Below are 18,938 nucleotides of genomic sequence, written 5' to 3' on the forward strand. Positions count from 1 at the left end.
GAAGGCCAAGTCGGCACCATGACCGTCGTCGAATCACCCGAAACGATTCTGTTCGCCTCGACAACCCAGTCGTTTCTGCAGAAGGAAGCGCCGCTGCGCCGCGTCCGGGAACTGCATGCCGAAGGAGTGTCCTTTGACCCCGCCTGGTGGCAGCGCGCGGCCGAACTCGGGTGGACGGCTCTACTGGTTCCGGAGCACCTTGGCGGCGGCAGTGTCTCCGACAGCGGCGTCACGGATTTGGCCATGGTCGCCGAACAACTCGGCAAGACGGTGGCGCCGGGACCGCTGTACCCGGTCAGCGTCGTGCTCACCGCGCTCGTCGAAAGCGCCGACGCGCAAACCCATGCCGACACCATCGAGTCGCTGATGTCGGGTGCAGCGGTGGCCTCGTGGGCGGTCTGCGAGCCCGGCCGGGGCTGGGCACCACTGGATCCGTCGGTCACGGCCACCCAGACCGACTCCGGGTACCGGATCGACGGCACCAAGGATCGGGTGGAGGCCGGCGCACAGAGTGGGCTGTTGCTGGTGGTGGCGCGATGCGGGGACGAGATTCGCCAGCTGCTCGTCCCGGCGGACGCTGCAGGCGTCCAGGTTGTGCCGCAGCAGTCGGTCGATCTGGTCAAGCAATTCGCGCAAGTGCGGTTCGACGGTGTGGTCGTCGAGCCGTCCGCGATCGTCGGCAGCGCGGCCGAAACTCCCGCGCTGATCGAGCGGCAGAGCCAGATCGCCCAGCTGCTGCAATGCGCCGAGGTGGTCGGCATCCTGCAGACGGTGTTCGACTTCACCACCCAATGGGCGCTGGACCGGCACACTTTCGGGCGCCCGCTGGCGTCCTACCAGGCGCTCAAACACAACTTCGCCGACATGAAGCTCTGGCTGGAAGCGTGCCGTGCCACCACGGCCGCGGCCGTCGCCGCGGTGGCCGCGCGCTCACCCGAGGCGGGGGTGTCGGTGAGCATCGCCAAGTCGTACGTCGGCGAGATGGCCGGCCGGGTGGTGCAGGCGTGCGTCCAGATGCACGGCGGCATCGGCGTCACCTGGGAGCACGATCTGCACCTCTACCTGCGGCGGGTTGCGTTGTACCGCTCCATGTTCGGCACACCGGAGGAACACAACCTGCGGGTGTATCAGGCCGAGCGAGCGGCGCGCGCGCAGCGATGACAGCCGATCACATGACGCCGACCGAATCCGTCGCGGAGTTCGCGGCCCGGGCCCGAAAGTGGTTGGCGGACAACATGCCAGCCATCGATCCCGACGCTCCGCCTGCCGCGCCGCGCGACGACGAGCGCGCGTGGAACCGGGCCAGGGAACTGCAAAAGCGGCTCTATGAAGGCGGATTCGCCGGTATCTGCTTCCCCCGCGAATACGGTGGCCTGGGTCTGGACTACGAGTACCAGAAGGCATTCGACGACGAGTCGCTGCGGTACGAGATGCCGTTGATCCTCAACGTCCCGACGTTCACCATCTGCTGCGCGACGCTGCTCGACGCGGGCACCGAGGAACAGAAGAAGCAACACATCGCCGCGGCGCTGCGCGGCGACGAGGTGTTGGTCCAGCTGCTGAGTGAACCCAGTGGCGGATCAGATCTGGCCGGTGTGATCACTCGCGCCGAACGCCGAGGGGATCGCTGGGTCATCAACGGTGCCAAGACCTGGAGCACCAGTGCATTCGCCGCGGACTATGGCCTGTGTCTGGCCCGCACCGATTGGGATGTGCCCAAGCACGAGGGGCTGACCATGTTCTTGGTGCCGATCCATCATCCGGGTATCACGTTGCGGCACATCACCATGCTGAGTGGATCCACGGAGTTCTGCGAGGAATTCCTCGACGGGGTGGACGTCGGCGACGATGCGGTTGTCGGTGAGGTGAACGCCGGCTGGGCGGTGGCATCGCGGCAGCTCTACCACGAACGCCGAGCGGTCGGACAGGGCTCGGAGTTCGCCAGCGGCAGCGGCAGCGAGGGGGGCAATTTCAATCCCGTTGACTACGTTGCTCTTGCGGACAAGCTGGGTCAGGCCGACAACGAACGCGTACAGGAGATGGCCGGCCGCGTCATGGTGCATCGCGCGGTTGCCGAGCAGCTGATCGATCATGTGTTCCGCAATGTCAGAGACGGCGTGTTGCCACCCGCCGCCGGCACGCTCATCAGATTGTTCCACTCCGAGACCGTGGCTTTGGATGTCGACACCGCGTTGTCCATCTCGGGAGCCGCCGGTGTGGTCGGGCAGATCGGCGACGGTCTGGAGACCGGGCTGCGCTACTTGTCGCGTCAGACCGTCGCCATCGGTGGTGGCACAACCGAAATGGCTCGCAACGTAATCGGTGAGCGCGTGCTGGATTTCCCGAGGGAATACGCGGCCGATCGCGGGGTGCCGTTCAATCAGGTGCGGCACGGCAAACCCCGCTGACCGAGGTTCCTACTCTTCGACGTAGACGTTCTCGTTGTCGCCACTGGCGACGGGTATCTGAACCATGGACAAGATGTGGTGTGCGGGGCTGCCGGGCGGGGCGATCAGCACACAGTCGCCGCCCTGCCGCAGCGCCCGGTCGCGCGCGGCAGCCAGGGCGCTGACGCCTGCCGATCCCAGGTGAGTGACACCGCTCAGATCGATCGTCAGAGGTGCTATGCCCGAACGGCTTTCGACCGCGATCTGGCGATCCAGGGTGGACGCGGTGTTGGAGTCGACGTCGCCGGTGACCACGATGTGGCCCGGGTAGCGGACCACTGAGGTGAATTCGGGGCTGGTCGCCCGCCGGCGCGATGTTCGGGTGCCGATGGCGTCGGTGACGAAGTTCGCCGGCCGAGTGAGCCGGTGCGTGAGGCTGGCGGTGGTGCCGTTCTTGCCACGCGTGACCAGCGCCTGGGATACCAGCGCCTCGGCCATCGCCAGGCCGCGGCCGCGGCCCTGCTCGCCCGTGCGGTGATCCTTCCACGTCCCGTGGTCTTGCACGGAGGCGTGCAGGTTGCCGTCGCCGGCCAACGATGCGTCGACGACGACACCGCCGGAAACCTCAGTGCCGTAACCGTGTTCGACCGCGTTCTCGACGAACTCCGAGATCGCGTGCACGATGTCGGAGATGTCGTCGGCGTGAGCACCGATCTGGTTGAGCCATTCACGAAGCCGGGAGCGAACGGTGCGCGCGGTCTGGATCGTCGCGTCCAGTGTCATGTGCAGCGGTGGCGGTGGGGTGCGCCGTTGGGTCGCAAGCAGTGTGACGTCGTCGCTGTAACCGGTCTCCCGGAGCAGCAATTCGAGTGTTTCCGAACAAATCCGGTCGATGCGCCGCGTGGGCTCATCGATCACAAAGCCGCCCTCGCCACGGATGATATTGGCGGCCAGCTCAGCGAACTCGGCGGTGCTGGCGCCCAGCGGCCTGCCGGGTCGCTCGATCAGGCCATCCGAATACAGCAGGATGCAGTCCCCGATGCCCAAGGTTTCGGTGCGCACCGGAAAACCGGTGTGGCTGCCCAGCGGACCCGCGCCGGAGGGCTCCACGTAGCGCGCGTTCGCGTCGGCGCTCACCAACAACGGGGGTGGGTGTCCGGCTGTGCAGTACTGGAATTCGCCTGTGGCGTAGTCGAGTGAGCCCACGCACAAGGTGGCCGACCTGGAGCCGGGCACATATTCGTGGAAGCGGTCGACCGCCTCGAGTGCTTCGGTGACGGTGTGGCCCGCGACGATCTGCATCCGCAGCGCGGTGCGCAATTGCGACATCGCGGCCGCGGCCTCCACGCCATGGCCGACGACGTCGCCGACGACGAGAACCAGCCGATCCCCGAGAGCTATCGCATCAAACCAGTCCCCGCCGGCCGCGGTGTCCTCCGCGGCGACGAGATACTCCGCGCTGACGTCGGCTCCGGGAACGACGGGCACCGAGGCGGCCAGCAACGCCTGCTGCATGACGATCGCGGAGTCGCGGACGTTGCGGTACCGAGCGGACAGTTCCTCCATGTGCGCCTCGGCGGCAAGACGGGCCTGCACGCGCTTCGTGACGTCATCGAAAATGATTTGCACACCCTCGATCGATCCGTCCGGTCGGCGCCGCGCCGTGACGAGAAAGTCGAAGTACCTTTCCACGATTCCGGAACCTTCGAAATCGGCCTGCAGCCGCCACTCGGAGCCGGATTGCGATTCACCGGTTTGATAAACCCGGTCGAGCATCTGGAAAATCTGCTGGCTGCCCAGTTCGGGATAGACGTCCTTCGCCAGCATGCCCACCGGCTCGGGGAAGGGATTCAGCGCGCGGTAAGCCCCGTTGAGTGCGACGAAGCGATGCTCGGGGCCTTCCAGGCCAATGAGCATGGCGGGGACATTCTCGAAGATGCGGCGCACATCGTCGGCCGCACCCACAGTTTTGTCCCAGTCCTTTTCGGCCACCATATGGCCGTCCCTCCTACGGAGCCTCCCTGCGGGCCTTTGTTATGGACCGAGTCAAAATAATCTCAAATGCGCCGCCCTATTTGTCATGCGCAAGTAATCAGATTAGCAACGGCGGCCGGGTGAAGGGTGCATCAGTTTGCTAACGAGGCCCGGACGGCGTCGTGACCGGGTCGTGGACTGGGCGGGGACGCAGCCGTCGACAGGGCGGAATCCGTGGTCGGGTGCAGCCGCAATTGGCCGTCGAGATTGCCGGCCCGGATCAGCCGGGCGACCGCGGAGTCGCAGCTCACGAGGCGCAATTCGACCCCGCGGTCGCGGCACCGCTCCGCCTCGGCGGCCAGGACGGCGAATGCGCAGCAGCCCATGAAATCCAGTCCGGTGACGTCGACGATGAACGGGCCAGGCCCGTTGGCGACCGTGGCCGCCTCGCCGATCAGCTGGCGCCAGGTGTTCTCGTTGGAGGCATCGACCTCGCCGCCGGCCAGGACTATCACCGCAGCTCCATTGCGCTGGATCGTTGCCCGCAGGGTGCTGCGCGGATCGCTCAGCTCAGCGAGCAGCTGGGCGCTGAGCGTCGCAGGGGACAGGTACGACTCCACGGAAACCCTGTCCATCGCGCGCTCCCTAGTCGCCCCCCGGCGATGTCGTAAATCGATGCCCGTCAATAGCCGAAGACAGACCTTCGGATGACGCGCAGAGGTTCTTTTCTATAGCAAGGCCGAAGCCCGCGTCTACCGACCCGCCGTTGACCAGGGCAGACAACTGAGGCGGGCGCTGCTCAGGGTTCGATCAGGCGGAGACCGGCTTCTTGGCCGGCTTGGACACCTTCATGAGCTTCATCAGGTTGCCGCCCATGATTTTGGCCTTGTCCTCGTCGCTGAAGTCGGTCAGCTCGTCGACGAAGGTGATCGGGTCCTTGAGGCCCTCGGGGTGCGGCCAGTCCGATCCGAAGACCACCCGGTCGGTGCCGACCATCTTGACGATCTCGGCGAAGCGGTCCTCCCAGAACGGGCTGACGTAGACGCACCGCTTGAAGGTCTCGATCGGGTCTTCGGCGAACGCCTGCGGCATCTTCTTGTAGACGCCCTTGAGGCCCCTGAACAGGGTCGGAACCCAGTCGGCGCCGTTCTCGATGGACAGGATCCGCAGGTCGGGATTGCGGGTCAGCGCACCGTGGCAGATCAGCGCGCCGAACGCGTCTTCGATGGGGCGGTGGCCCATCGCCAGGCTCCGGAAGGCGGTCGGTTTGAACGGCAGGAACTCGTCGCCGGGCTCCCAGATGTTGAGCAGCTCGGAGTATCCGCTGTCGGAGGCGTGCATCGATACCGGGATCTCGGCGCGCACACAGGCCTGCCAGAACGGGTCGAACTCCTCGAGGCCGAACGACCGGCTGCCGCGGTAGCCGGGCACCGGTGCCGGGCGGACCAGCACGGTGCGCGCGCCGCGCTCGAGGCACCATTCCAGTTCTTCGAGCGCGCGGTCCACGATGGGCAAGGTGATGACCGGGGTGGCGAAGATGCGGTCCTGGTAGTTGAACGACCACTGCTCGTGCATCCACTCGTTGAGGGCATGGATGACGTCGTGGGTCATCTCCGGGTCGTCTTTCATGCGCTCTTCGACCAGGCTGGCCAGCGTCGGGAACATCAGGGCGTAGTCGATGCCAAGTTCGTCCATGACCTCGAGGCGTGCACCGGGTTCGCGAAAGGCGGGAATGGCCTTCATCGGCTCGCCGAGGATCTCGCGGTAGCTCTTACCTTGCGAGCCGTTGCGGAAGTAGTCCTCCTGGGCGCCCGGCCGGGCCACCACCTCGAACGTCGGGTTGGGGATGTAGTCGCTGATGTGGCCGCGCACCACGATCTTGGTCCGACCGCGGACCTGAACGTAATCGATGACGTTCTTGCGCTTGTCCGGAAGGAACTTGGTCAGTGCTTCCTGCGGTTCGTACATGTGGTTGTCGGCGTCGAACACGGGGTACGGAAGCTCGCGAGAGGGCATGGCGATCTCCTTGCAGAAGTCTGGGATTCTCAATTGTGGTAATGACGTTACCACCATTGCGGGGGCAGGTGTACACGGTCTACGGGCGCAATCCTGACGTTGGTGTCGCGCCGTTGATGATCGCGAAATTCACGGTCGCCGTCGCGGCGAGTTCGTCGCCGCCGTCGCCGTAGATGTCGATCTGCATGACCATCGCCCGGCGCCCGGCCCGCAACATCCGGGGCACCGCGAGCGCGGAACCCTGCCGGATCGGCCGCAGGTAGCGGATGAAGAGGTCGGCCGTCGTCATGGTGGTGCCGGGCTCCAGGAAATCCAGCCCGAATTGTCCGCCCGCCACATCGACCAGCGTGGCGATCAGGCCGCCCTGCAGCGCGCCGGACGTGTTGACCACATGCGGGCTCACCGGCATCGTCATCGCGAATTCGCCGTCGCGGGTCACTGGTCGCATCCCGATCTGGGCGAACAGCTCGGCCAGTGAGGGCTGGGGCGCTTCGTCCTCGGTGTCGCGGATGCCCAGCGCCCGGCTGGCGAAGTCGTACAGCTGGCCGGTGTCGATCGGTGTTCCGTTCAATTCGCTTCCCAGCCAATGCAATCGCTGCGCGCCCATGATGGTCTGCATGACGATCGCGGCCGTTGCCCCGACGTCGAGGGCCGGGTTGAAGACACCCTCGGTGATCCCTTGTCCGACGATGTGGCGAATCAGCTGATGCAACGGGGAGAGGACGCGGGCGTATTCGCGGGGACGGGTGTCGGCCAGATGCTGGTTGTACAGGTTCAGTGCCCGGTTCAAGCTGTCCTGCGTGCTGGATTCGGGTTGCTGGCTGAGGCGATCGATCACCAGCTTCAGCGCGGCGGTGCTGTCCAGGCCATCGATCTCCGAGCGCCAGGCGTGTACCGACTGAGCGATGGTCCGGTCGAACAAGGCGAGCAGCAGCTCGTCCTTGCTGCTGAAATGTTGATAGAACGCCCGCAGCGAGGTCTTGGAGCGCGCGACGACCTCTTGCACGGTGAAGTCGGTGCGTCCGGTTTCGCCCAGGATCTCGACGGCCGTCTTGATGAAGCGGTCACCGCGCGTTGTTTCAACCTCGTCATTGACGCCGGTCATGACGCTCGTCCCCTTCCTCCGCGCCGTGGTTGCGCTAGGAGAATGAGGTTACCGCTCGTGGCGAGATATCCGCGAAACCGGCCGACGGTGGGTCGGCGGGCGGCGGCTACGCTACCTACTCCGGCGTCTCGCCCTGCCGCTTCTTCAGTTTGCTGTAGACCACCGCGGCGCCGCCGACCGCGACGAGGACCGGCCATTCCACGACGGCGAACAAGCCGATCGCCGACGCGGCGACCACGGTGCGCCCGCGGATGCGGCCGTCCTTGATTCCGGTGCGGACGTCCCTGGCCGTGACCACGACGCCTTCGGCAATCGAGGTCCCGACCTTGCTGACCGTTGAAACGGTCTCGGTGGCAACCGCATTCGCGGACTTAGTGGCGCGTTCGATGAGCGTCAAGGGCCCTCCCAATTTCGAGTTGTCGAGCGTGTGGCCAATTATTCGCCGTCCGTTTGCCTTTCAGATTCTCTACGTCGCTTGCTGGATCCCCTGAGTCCATACGGTGAAGCGACACGTACATCCGCTGGAGTCTGCTGCGTGAGTCTGAAATGTCAAGCCGAATTACTGCGAGAGGGTGACAAGCACAAATATGGTCATCGAGCCGATCTTTTCAGGGCTTCGGATGGTGGTCGCAGGCGGCGCAGCCGCGGCAGCTGAGCTTTTAGGTGGGGAACGTCCTCGTCGCCGGTGGTCGGGCAACGGTCGAGGATGGATTGAACTGCGGGTGCCCGATCAGTCTCGCTCGGCCGAGTACGCGGACGTCGTGCAGAGGACGATTGGCAGCGCCCCGGGTGTCGCACGCACACAGGTGAATTGGCCGCTGTCGCGGCTGATCGTCGACATCGACCAGAACGGGCCGACAGTCGACAAATTGGCGCTGATGGTGGAGGCCATCGAGCGATCGTTTGCCGAGACGGCCACTCCAGCTTTGATATCCGAGGGACCCACGCCCGAGGCGAGCGCCGGTCCGGCGGTGCTCGACATCCCCGGGGACGGCGCGGAGGTCGTCAACCGGTTGAGTCTGCTGGCGGCCAAGTTCGCGTCGCTGGGTGTGACGACCGTGTTGCAGGTGACGCGGACGCCCAGGTTGCCGCGGGCCTTTGCCGCCGCGACCACCTTCGCCGAGGCGCAGCCCGACGTTCGCAAGGTCTTCGAGCGCACCATGGGCCGCGCCCGCGCCGACGCGGTGCTCGCATTGGGAACGGCCGTCACTCAATCGCTGGGTCAAACCCCGTCGGTGATCGTCGCCGACATCCTGATGCGCAGCCTGCGACTCATCGAATCCCTTGCGGCCGTGGACGCCTGGCAGGAGCACGAACCCCAGCTGGCGATCAGCGCTGCTTGCGAGTCGGAGCCGGAATCGTCGCGGCCGCGGCCGGTGCCGGACACGGCGGCCGAAAACTACGCGAGGGCTGCCACAGCCGCCGGCCTCGCCGGTGCCGTCGCGCTGTGCGTGAGCGGTGGCGCGGGGCTGGCCAGTGAGGCGGTGATCGTCGCGGCGCCGCGGGCACTCAACTACGCCCGCGAGTCGTTCGCCACCACCTTCAGCGCCGGCTTGAATCGAAACCATCAGACCCTGGTATTGCGACCCGAGGCGCTGCGGCGCCTCGACGGCGTCGATGTTCTGATCATCGACCCCGCGGTGCTGGTCGGCGAAAGCCTGCGTGTCGCCGAGATCAACGGAGTGGACGGAGAACTCCACACGAAGGTATGGCAAAGCGCCCAAACCGATGTCGACGCCGGTCTGCTCGGTCCCGGTGTGCACAGCGGGTGCTCGCTGTCACCCGCACATCAACTGCCCGCCCTGCGGGACCTGGAAGTCGTCGTCTCGCGCAGCGCGGACCCCTTCGCCGAACCACTGCTGGCCGCGGCACGTTCCGCGGATCTCAAACTCGTTTCGGTTGACCAGGCCGACGCTGGCCACCTACGCGGGACCTTCGACGAACTCGTGCCGATCGGCGACGATGTCGATCGCGGAATCCACGACGCCGTGCGGCAATTGCAGGCGCAGGGCAAGGTCGTTGCCGTCGTCGGGCGAGACCTCCGGCATGCCTTCGCAGCCGCGGACATTGGGCTGGCGGTCTGGGCTACTGGCCAGCCGCCCGCGTGGACGGCGGACGTGCTGATACCGAACCTCAAGGTCGCCTGCCGGATCGTCGACGCCATTCCCGCGGCTAAGTCGGCGGCGCGGCGCGGCGTCGAATTAGCGGCTGCCGGAACGGTTCTCGGGTCGCTCACGCTGCTGCCGGGGGTTCGGGCCGCCGGAGTTCGGCCGAGCATCGCGGCCGCCGCGCTCGCGCTGATTCCCGGATACATGATCGGGCGTGGGGTGACCAACCAGGCCGACCCGGACGCGGCCACCGACATCGAATGGCATGCGCTGGACGCGGATCAAGCGCAGGAAAAGCTCCGCATCCTGCGCCCGGAGCTTGCCAACCGTGCCGCCGCGGAGGCCTCACAGCCGAAAACGGGATTGCGGAAGGTGGCCGCCAACTTTGCCGACAGCAGCAAAGACGTCGTCGAGGCAATGTGGCACGAGATGCAGGATCCGCTCACGCCGATCCTCGCCACCGGGGCAATGGCCAGCGCGCTCGTCGGTTCTCCGATGGACGGTGCCCTCGTCGGAATCGTGCTCTTCGGCAGCGCCGGAATCGCGGCGGCGCAACGTCTCAGCTCGGATCGTCAGCTGAAGAAGATGCTCAGTGCCCAGACGCCGATGGCCCGCATCGTCACGGGGCCGGACCAGTTCGAGATGGTGGATACCGGACAGCTGACGGTCGGAACGACCATCGAGGTCCGTGCCGGCGAGGTCGTTCCCGCGGACGCGCGGCTGTTGAGTGCGGTGGCCGCGGAGGTCGACGAATCGTCGCTGACGGGCGAGTCGTTGCCCGTCACGAAGAATCCCGCTCCGACGCCGGGCCGCCCCCTGGCCGAACGCGCCTGCATGATTTACGAGGGCGCGACCGTGCTCAGCGGTGTGTGTCGCGCGGTGGTGGTCGCGGTCGGCGGCTCGACCGCCGCGGGCCGGGCCATGGCGCTGGCGCCTCGTCGCCGCGATGAGGTGGGGTTGCATGCCCAGCTGGCCGGCGTGACGGCGAAGGTGTTGCCGTGGACCCTGACCGGCGGCGCCGGCGTGGTCGCGACGGCATTGCTGCGGGGATCGGGCATTCGGGAGGCGGTGACGAGCGGTGTGTACTGCGCGGTCGCCGCGGTGCCCGAGGGTCTGCCGCTGGTCGCGACCCTGGCCCAGCGCGAGGCGGCCCGACGCCTGACCGAACGCAACGTTCTGGTCAGGGCTCCGCGTTCGGTCGAGACGCTGGGACGCGTCGAGGTGGTCTGCTTCGACAAGACCGGGACGTTGAGTGAGAACCGCCTCGTGGTGACGTCGATCTCCGCGCAGCCGGACTTCGACGAGGACGTGATCCTCGAGCGCGCCGCGCTCGCGACCCCCGTGGCGATCCACGAGCACGCGCCGCTGCAGGCGACCGATGCGGCGGTCGTCAACCGTGCCGGATCTCAGCCGAAGCGCGACCGCGAGTTGCCTTTCCGGGCCGGGCGGGCCTACGCGGCCGGGCTGGACGGTCGCACGCTCGCGGTCAAGGGCGGACCGGAGATCGTCCTCTCGGCGTGCGTCGAGGGTCGCGACGACGCCGTCCGTGAAGCGCTGCTGGCCCACGTCCACGACATGGCCGCCAGCGGACTGCGGGTGATCGCGGTCGCCGATCGGCGGTTGACCGACGCCGAGCTCGCGATCGCAAACGAGAAGGGTCTCGAACCGCTGTGTGGTGACGGGCTGCGCTTGCTGGGATTCCTCGGCATCACGGACACGCCGCGGGCCGACGCCAGGGAACTGCTGCTGGGGTTGGCGAAGCGCGACATCGGCGTGCGGATCATCACCGGCGACCACCCGGCCACCGCTCGCGCCATCGCGCGTGAGATCGGCCTCGACGTCTCGGACGATCGCATCGTCACCGGGGCCCGCTGGGAGCGGTTGTCGATCGCCGAGCGTGCGGAAGTGGTCAAGGACAACGTCATCTACGCGCGCATGTCTCCCGAGCAGAAGGTTCAGATCGTCCAGCAGATCAGCCAATCCGGGGTGATCACCGCGATGGTGGGCGACGGCGCGAACGATGCCGCGGCGATCCGCGCCGCGGCCGTGGGGGTGGGCGTGTCGTCGCACGGCAGCGACCCGGCTCGCGGTGCGGCCGACGTGGTCTTGACCGAGGGCCGCGTCGGAAGCCTCCTGGAGGCGATCGAGGAGGGTCATCGACTGTGGCAGCAGGCGCAGGCCGCCGTCGCGATGTTGTTAGGCGGCAACGCCGGCGAAGTGGCCTTCAACATGTACGGCACCATGGTGCGCGGGATCGCGCCGCTCACCGCCAGGCAGATCCTGCTGGTGAACATTCTGACCGACGTGTTCCCCACGACAGCGGTCGCGGTCAGCGCGGTGCGCAACATGCGGCCGCCCTCGCAGCGCGGCATCAACATGGACGACCTGTCCCACACCGTTGCTATCCGTGGCGCCGCAACGACACTGGGCGCGAGCCTCTCGTGGAGCATGGCCCACTTGACCCGCCCCACCCCGCAACGCGCGGCGACGGTCGGATTGGTGGGCCTGGTCACCACGCAACTCGGACAGACGTTGCTGGAATCACGCGATCCACTGGTGATCGGTACGTGCGCAGGAACATTCGCCGCGATGTTCGGCCTCATCACGACACCCGGCGTCAGTGGGCTCGTCGGGTGCGTTCCCCTCGGTCCGTTGGGCTGGATCGAAGGGGTGGCTCCGGCCGTCGGGTTGACCGTCCTCACGGCCGCCAAGCCGGACCTCTTGCTCCGGGCCGCGTCGATCATCGGTAAACGTGTCACGAGGCATGCGGGCGACGCCGACCGCTACTTGACCAACGTGGTGTCGTCGGCGAGAACGTGGGTCCAGGACCTGCCCGGGTTGGACAACAGCGCGGTCGACGAAGACCGGGAACGGGCACCTCAACTAGCCCTCGCGCCAATCGGCTGATCGACCACAAGAAGAGAGGCAGACATGACTGCACTAGACGAAGAGCAGACACGCGCTTCGGACGAGGCGGTTGACGAAGTTGACGAAGTCGATTCCGACGAAACGGATCTCGACGCCGACGAGCTCGACGCCGACGAGCTCGACTCCGAGACGGCTGCCGACGAGGTACCGTCGGCGTACCGCTTGGTGGCGCACCGGCACTCCAAGCGGGTCGCGTTGCTGCGCAGGTTGCGGAAGTTGGAGAAGCGTGCGGTCGAATTGCCGATCGTCGGAAAGCTGCACGCGCCCGACACCCACGACGTTGTGTATGTGGCGGGGATGGCGGCGTTGCTGGCGTTCGGCGCCGTCGAACTGCCGATCGCATTGATCGTGCTGGGCGGGCACGTGCTGGTGAAGCAACACCAGAGTCGTTCGCTTTCGGCGATCGGCGAAGTCATGGAAGACGTGTTCGGCCACCACATCTAAGCCCGGGTGGGCTGACCGGTCAGGTGGGAACCGTCATCGGCCTGTCGCCGGACCAACGTTGACTCGGCGTTACCCGCCCCTGGCGGCTATCAGCGCCGAGCGGTTCACCTTGGTCGCCGCCGTGCGTGGAATGGTGTCCACGAACTCGACGGTCTTGGGAGCCTTGTACGGTGCCAGCCGCCCCTTGGCGTATTCGATGACCTCTTGTTCGGTGAGCGGGCTTTCGCCGTCGAGTGAGGCGAGCTGGATCACGGCATGCACCCGGCGCCCCCACTGCTCGTCGGCGAGCCCGATGACAACGACATCAGCGATGCCGGGGTGGCCTGCGAGTGCGGATTCGACCTCTGCCGGAAAGACATTGGCGCCGCCGCTCACGATCATGTCGACACGGCGGTCGACGAGGTAGAGAAAACCATCCTCGTCGAGGTGGCCGATGTCGCCGGCGGAGCGGAACCCGTCGTCGGTCGAGGGTAGTGGCGGTGCCCCGCCCAGATACCGGTATCCGGCGCTCATGGGTGCGCGCAGATAGATGTCGCCGTCCTCACCGGTGGGCACCGGCTTTTTGTCGGCGCCCAAAATTCGGATCTCGGTGTCCCGGAAGCCGCGACCGACGCTGCCCGGATGGGTCAGCCACTCGTCGCCACGCAGTGCGGTGAGCCCGAGATTCTCCGTCATGCCGTAGGCCGTCACGATCTGTTCGGGACTCAGCAGCTCGAACCAGGTGTGCAACAGCGAGGGCGGCATTACCGCGGCGCCCTGCAGGATGAACACGATGCTGGACAGGTCACGCTGCCGCACGTCGGGCCGCGCCGCGATGCGCGCCAGCATGGTGGGCGTGGCCGTGAAGTTGGTGATCGAAAAGCGTTCGATCACGTCCAAAACCAATGCCGCATCGAACTTTTCGAGTATCACCAGGTGGTCGCCGGCCAGCAGGAAGAGAAAGGTCGCGAAGCCGTTGGTGTGATACATCGGTGCGGGCACCATGATGGTCTGTGGCTGCGCCACAGGTGTCCAGTTCGCCATGAATGGTTCGCCCTGCGCGGGGATCCATAACGAGGGTGCCAGGTTGAGGATCACTTTGGGCACGCCGGTCGAACCGCTGCTGCAGATTCCGTTTGCGGTGGGGGATACGGCGGTGGGCAGCGCCTCCTGGGACTCGCCCGCTGCGCGCGCCTCGAACTCCCAGCGGGTCTGTTCGTCGACGACGACGGCGGGGTCGATCACCGCGCGCACCCGATCCCGCTCCCATTCGGGCAGGTCCCAGTGCATGGGAATGGGGACCGCGCCGATCTTCCAGCACCCCAGGGCGGCCAACACCAGATGCTGTGAGTTCTGGATCGCGAGTGCGACAAGGGAACCCGTTTGCGCGCCAGCGGCGGCCAGGGCCCGTCCCCACTGGTTGGCGCGGGCGTCGAGCTCGCCGAACGTCAGCGTCTGCGCGGTGCCGTCGAGCGCGACGTCGGTCACGGCAGTGTCGTCGCGTCGCTCCGAAGCGAGCTGGGAAAGTTTGGTGGCGAACGGGATCCCGTCCTCGAACGGGTTGGGGGTCACCCCAGCTTCGGCGGACTCGGTGCTCACGGGCGCCACTCTCCCCCGCATGCGGGAGGTGCCCCCACCTCATCGCTGCGCTCTGCGTCGTCGCCGCCGCGGCTCACGCCGATTGCTCCACCGGTGCCTCGCTGAATAGTGTCTCCAGGGAGCCGTCGCGCACATCGGCGATCAGCCGCAGCCCGAGCGCTTCGGCGCCCAGCGGCAACCGGATCAGCGGCTGGGTATGCCGGTCGAGCACGCTGACGTCGGACTCATCGCAAAAACCCAGAGCGCCGAGCAATTGGTGCGAGGTGCGCAGCACCTGGCGTGCGGCGTCGGCGGCCTTGAACCTCAGCACCAGTGCGTCCGCCGAATGGATCTGCGCGGGCAGCGATTCCGGGCGGCAGATGGTGAATTTCGCGAGTTCGTGCAGCCCGCGCACCGCGACTGCGGCATCCGCGACCGCGAACCGGACGGATTGGAACTCGGCCAACGGCTGGCCGAACTGGATCCGGGCCTGCACATGTTCGGTGACGATGTGCAGCGACCGCTGCATTGCTCCCAGAATCCGCCATGATCCCAGCACGAGATGAAGATTAACGTCGGCGGCCGGGACTGTCCCATCGGGTGCGCTTAACGAGGCCGGCACCAGGAAGGGTCCGAGTTTGGCGTTCGTCCGCGAGGCCAGGTCCAGGCGGTATCGGTTGCCATCGAGGTCTGCGGCGATCCAGTCGCCGGGCAGGTCGCCGTGGTCGACGCGCGGCGCCTCGGGATTGACCAGGGCCAGCCGCGCACCGTCGATCGCCAGCAGCTCGTCGACGAGCGGATAGGGCAGCACATCCGCCCCGGCGGCCTGGCAGAGCACCGCGGCGGCCAGCAGGTCATCGGGCCCGGAGCGAACGTCGAGCTCGAACGCGCCGAGCTCGCTCAAGGCGGTGCGGGCCGCGTCCCGGATGCCGTCGTCGGTCTCGGCTCGCAGCGCGGCCTGGGGCCCGCCCAATCGGGCGAACCGCTTGGTGGCGACCGCCGCAAAGTCACTAATGTCTTGTGGCAGTGTGGTTTTCACCGGTGTCCTCCCAGGGCGTCCCGTGCCACTAGTATGCGCTGCACCTCGATGGTGCCGGATGCCACGGTGGCGGCCTGTGCGTAACGCCAATGGTCTTCGATCGCCCCGTGCAGTGCCGCCGATGGGCCGCTGTCCAGCGCAGCCGGACCCAGCACGTCGAAGAGCAGCTCGGCCACCTGCTGGTCGCAGGTGGTGGTGGCGATGCGGGCGGCGCTCGCTGCCGCACCGGCTGACGGGTCGTCCTGCAGCGACACGGCACGATAGGCCAGCAGCCTGGCCACCCGCAGATCGACGAGCGCCCGCACCCAGCGGGCGCGAAGCGATTCGGGCAGTTGGTCCCAGTCGTCACCGAGCTGGGTTTGTATTCGGTGCATCAGCGATTCGCAGCGCGCATAGCGCGCGATGCCCACCCGCTCGAACGCCAGCGCTTCGCGCATCACCCGCCAGCCGTCGCCCGGCTCGCCGAGCACGTCGCCGGGCAACGCCTGCACGCCGTCGAGGAACATCTCGTTGAGGTGATGCGGTCCCAGCATCGACGAGATCGGTCGCACCGTGAAACCGTCGCGGTTCATGGGGATCAGAAAAAGGGTGAGCCGCTTGTGCTTTGGCGCAGCGGGGTCGGTGCAGGCCGCCAGCACACACCACGACGCCATTCCGGCGTACGACGTCCAGACCTTCTGGCCGCTGATGCGCCAACCGTCACCGTCGGGCACCGCGCGGGTACGCAGCGAGACGAGGTCCGTTCCGGCCTCCGGTTCGGAAAATCCTTGGCACCAGATCACATCCCCGGAGGCGATGGCCGCGAGGTGCTTGGTCTTCTGCTCGGCGGTCCCGTACCGCATCAGCGCCGGGCCGACCCAGTTGATTCCCATGTACTGGGGACCACGCGGCTCGTGCTGGGCCCACATCTCCTCACGCAACACCGTCTGTTGCCAGACCGAACCACCGCCGCCGCCGTGCTCTTTCGGCCAGGCCAGCGCGAGCAGTCCCTCGGCCGCCAGCAGCTTGCAGAACGTCTCGGTGGTGGCCAGGTCTTGCGGGTCATCGGTACAGGCGCCGAGGAAGTCGGCGGGAACGTGCTTGTCGATCAACTCGCGCAGGCGGTGTCGCAGTTCGACGGCGTCGTCGCCGAGGTCGTAATCCATCGTCATCCCTTCGGCAGCCCGAGCAGCCGCTCGGCGATGATGTTGCGCTGCACTTCCGACGTGCCCCCGTAGATGGTGGCGGCCAGCGCGTCCTGGCGTTCAAACAGCAGATCGGGGTCGCTCGCCGAACGCGGCCCTTGAGCGGCGGCCGCGAGTTCCCAAACACGTTGCAAGGTAACCGATCCCAGAAGCTTCATGATGTCGCCCTCCGGGCTGGGCCGCCCGGCCAGCTCATTGCCCAGGGTGCGGTATCCGGTGGCCCGCAGTGCTTCGGCATCGGCGAGCAACGAGCCGAGCTCGGTGTAGAGGTCCTCGTTGTCGCCGTCGCTCTTGGCGTGGCGCACCGAATCGAGTCCGCGCTTGATCTCGACCCAGTTCATGATCCAGATCATTTGGCGTTCATGGTGCAACGACGACATCGCGACGTTCCACCCGCCGTTCTCCGGGCCGAGCAGGTTGTCCGCGGGCACCTCGACGTCGTCGAGGAAGACTTCGCAGAACGTCTCGTCGGAGATCGAGGACATCCGGATGGGTTCGATGTTCACCCCGGGCGCGGTGAGGTCGAGGATCAGACAGGAGATGCCGCGGTGTTTCGGCGCGTCGGGATCCGTACGCGCATACAGGGTGCACCACCGCGATTCGTGGGCTTGCGTGGTCCAGATCTTGTGACCGTTGACCCGGAACACGTCGCCGTCGCGTTCGGCGCGGGTGCGCAGGCCGGCGAAATCCGATCCGGCTTCCGGCTCGGACATGCCCAGCGCCCACCATTCGTCGCCGCGCAGCAGGGGCACGAGCAGGCGCTCGATTTGAGCGGGCGTGCCGAACTGGCGAATGCCGGGCGCGGCGACGCCGGGACCCTGGATGTTGGGCAGCTTCGGCGCCGAGCGCAGCGCCGCCTCGATGCGAATCTCCATGGCGTCGCGCAGGTCCAGCGAGCGGCCGCCGTGCTCGCGCGGCCAGGTGGGTTGCAGCCAACCCGCTTCGAAGGCCGCGCGTTGGTAGTCGCGGCGCAGCGGGATATCCCAGCGGTACTGCCGATACCGCTCGTAGTAGTCGTGGGGCAGGAACTCGGCCAACCAGCCGGCGAACTCGTCGACCACCTCGGAACGTGTTGCTGTGCTTGTCATGCGGCACCTCCTGCGAAGCGACGGCCGATCTCGCGGTAAAGCGCGCGACTGTCGCCCAACAGCGCGGCGCCCTGCCAGGCACGCCGGACATAGAGGTGCATGTCGTGCTCCCAGGTCTGGGCCAGCGCCCCGTGCACCTGCACTGCGGTACGCGCACAGTGGGACGCGGCGTCGCCGGCCGCCGCCTTGGCCAGCGCGGCGGCGGTCCAGGCGGCCCCTTTGTCGGCGTGGGTGTCGGCGTCGCCGAGTCGGGCGGCCGCCGCGTAGGTGAGGCTGCGGGCGCGTTCCACGCTGACGTAGTTGTCGGCCAACGCATGTTTGATGCCCTGGAACGCGCCGATCGGCGCGCCGAATTGGCGTCGCGCCTTGGCGTGCTCGACGGAGCGGTGCAGGGCGGCACTGGCCACGCCGACCAGGTCGGCGGCGGCCGCCACCAGGGGCGCCGCCAACGCCGATTCGACGTCGACGGGAGCGACTACCACTGGCTCGGCATCGATTTCGACATCGGCCACCGGCTGGGCGGGATCGGTGGATTCGCCGGCCACGATCCTGACTCCGTCGCCGCTACGGGCCACGGCGGCCACGACCCCGTCGCCCGTCGTCGCCAGTGCGACGATCAGCTCGGCACGCGTCAGGTTGGGGACCGCGACCGCGCGTCCGCGCAGGCGGCCCTGGTGCAGGGTCATCGTCACTCCCGGCAGTCGATGCCAGGGCGGGTGCGCGGCCAGCGTGGCGACGACGCCGCCGGCGATCTCGGCGAGCACGGGTTCGGCGGACGGCCCGGCGGCGCGCAACACGCCCGCGGCCAGCCCGATGCTCGAAAGCAGCGGGATGGGCGCGATCGCCGCACCGCACTCCTCGAGAACCAGGGTCAGCTCGACGGGGCCGAAGTCGCCGCCGGCGTCGGGTGCGGCAAGCTCCGTCCAGCCCAGGTCGACTACCGTCTTCCACAGCGTGCGCCAGCGCTCCGGATCGGTGATCGACTGACGGGCGGCTTCGGGCGGACACTCGGTGCGCAGAATGTCGCGTACGGTGTCCCGCAGCGACAGCTGCTCCGAAGTTAGTCCGACATCCATAAGAGCCCTAACATAGCAAAGATAGTAAACTA

The 18,938-nt window shown here is 67.1% G+C and carries 14 protein-coding genes; 4 read left to right on the plus strand and 10 right to left on the minus strand.

Features of this window, described 5'->3' with window-relative positions; genetic code table 11:
• The first annotated feature begins 18 nt into the window (after positions 1 to 18).
• Together MNAB215_RS19100 and MNAB215_RS19105 are read left to right on the plus strand one after the other, a co-directional pair.
• On the plus strand, positions 19 to 1,161 hold the full coding sequence (locus MNAB215_RS19100; RefSeq protein WP_077080205.1) for an acyl-CoA dehydrogenase family protein: 1,143 nt from the start codon (positions 19 to 21) through the stop codon (positions 1,159 to 1,161).
• 11 nt (positions 1,162 to 1,172) lie between these two features.
• On the plus strand, positions 1,173 to 2,408 hold the full coding sequence (locus MNAB215_RS19105) for an acyl-CoA dehydrogenase family protein (protein ID WP_077082152.1): 1,236 nt from the start codon (positions 1,173 to 1,175) through the stop codon (positions 2,406 to 2,408).
• A gap of 9 nt (positions 2,409 to 2,417) precedes the next feature.
• On the opposite strand, the gene MNAB215_RS19110 is transcribed toward MNAB215_RS19105, so the two are convergent.
• The 5 genes from MNAB215_RS19110 to MNAB215_RS19130 all read right to left on the minus strand — a co-directional run bounded on the left by MNAB215_RS19110 (position 2,418) and on the right by MNAB215_RS19130 (position 7,879).
• A complete protein-coding gene (locus MNAB215_RS19110; RefSeq protein WP_077080206.1) occupies positions 2,418 to 4,382 on the minus strand; it encodes a SpoIIE family protein phosphatase in 1,965 nt (654 codons plus the stop codon).
• Positions 4,383 to 4,513: 131 nt separating this feature from the next.
• Complete coding sequence (locus tag MNAB215_RS19115; protein WP_077080207.1) at positions 4,514 to 4,996, minus strand: anti-sigma factor antagonist; 483 nt, start codon at positions 4,994 to 4,996, stop codon at positions 4,514 to 4,516.
• A 175-nt stretch (positions 4,997 to 5,171) separates the two neighbouring features.
• On the minus strand, positions 5,172 to 6,377 hold the full coding sequence (locus MNAB215_RS19120; RefSeq protein ID WP_077080208.1) for an amidohydrolase family protein: 1,206 nt from the start codon (positions 6,375 to 6,377) through the stop codon (positions 5,172 to 5,174).
• A 79-nt stretch (positions 6,378 to 6,456) separates the two neighbouring features.
• A complete protein-coding gene (locus MNAB215_RS19125) occupies positions 6,457 to 7,482 on the minus strand; it encodes a hotdog fold thioesterase (RefSeq protein WP_077080209.1) in 1,026 nt (341 codons plus the stop codon).
• Positions 7,483 to 7,597: 115 nt separating this feature from the next.
• Positions 7,598 to 7,879, minus strand: coding sequence for a hypothetical protein (locus MNAB215_RS19130; protein WP_077080210.1), 282 nt, complete (start codon positions 7,877 to 7,879; stop codon positions 7,598 to 7,600).
• 325 nt (positions 7,880 to 8,204) lie between these two features.
• Between MNAB215_RS19130 and MNAB215_RS19135 the strand changes: the two genes are divergently transcribed.
• Together MNAB215_RS19135 and MNAB215_RS19140 are read left to right on the plus strand one after the other, a co-directional pair.
• Positions 8,205 to 12,497: a cation-translocating P-type ATPase gene (locus MNAB215_RS19135; protein WP_077080211.1), complete on the plus strand. Its 4,293-nt coding sequence runs from the start codon at positions 8,205 to 8,207 to the stop codon at positions 12,495 to 12,497.
• A gap of 24 nt (positions 12,498 to 12,521) precedes the next feature.
• A complete protein-coding gene (locus MNAB215_RS19140) occupies positions 12,522 to 12,962 on the plus strand; it encodes a hypothetical protein (RefSeq protein ID WP_083746177.1) in 441 nt (146 codons plus the stop codon).
• Between the two features lie 69 nt (positions 12,963 to 13,031).
• Here the strand turns inward: MNAB215_RS19140 and MNAB215_RS19145 are convergent, their stop codons facing one another.
• From MNAB215_RS19145 to MNAB215_RS19165, 5 genes are all read right to left on the minus strand, one after another.
• Positions 13,032 to 14,540: a class I adenylate-forming enzyme family protein gene (locus tag MNAB215_RS19145; protein WP_077082154.1), complete on the minus strand. Its 1,509-nt coding sequence runs from the start codon at positions 14,538 to 14,540 to the stop codon at positions 13,032 to 13,034.
• Between the two features lie 73 nt (positions 14,541 to 14,613).
• On the minus strand, positions 14,614 to 15,558 hold the full coding sequence (locus tag MNAB215_RS19150; RefSeq protein WP_077080212.1) for an acyl-CoA dehydrogenase family protein: 945 nt from the start codon (positions 15,556 to 15,558) through the stop codon (positions 14,614 to 14,616).
• A complete protein-coding gene (locus MNAB215_RS19155; protein ID WP_077080213.1) occupies positions 15,555 to 16,703 on the minus strand; it encodes an acyl-CoA dehydrogenase family protein in 1,149 nt (382 codons plus the stop codon). Before MNAB215_RS19155 ends, MNAB215_RS19150 begins: the two co-directional genes overlap by 4 nt.
• Positions 16,704 to 16,705: 2 nt before the next feature.
• Positions 16,706 to 17,830, minus strand: coding sequence for an acyl-CoA dehydrogenase family protein (locus tag MNAB215_RS19160; RefSeq protein ID WP_077080214.1), 1,125 nt, complete (start codon positions 17,828 to 17,830; stop codon positions 16,706 to 16,708).
• Positions 17,827 to 18,906, minus strand: a complete 1,080-nt coding sequence (locus MNAB215_RS19165) for an acyl-CoA dehydrogenase family protein (RefSeq protein WP_077080215.1) — start codon at positions 18,904 to 18,906, stop codon at positions 17,827 to 17,829. Before MNAB215_RS19165 ends, MNAB215_RS19160 begins: the two co-directional genes overlap by 4 nt.
• Positions 18,907 to 18,938 lie beyond the last annotated feature (32 nt).

This window comes from Mycobacterium numidiamassiliense, from assembly GCF_900157365.1.
GTDB classification, from domain to species: Bacteria; Actinomycetota; Actinomycetes; order Mycobacteriales; family Mycobacteriaceae; genus Mycobacterium; species Mycobacterium numidiamassiliense.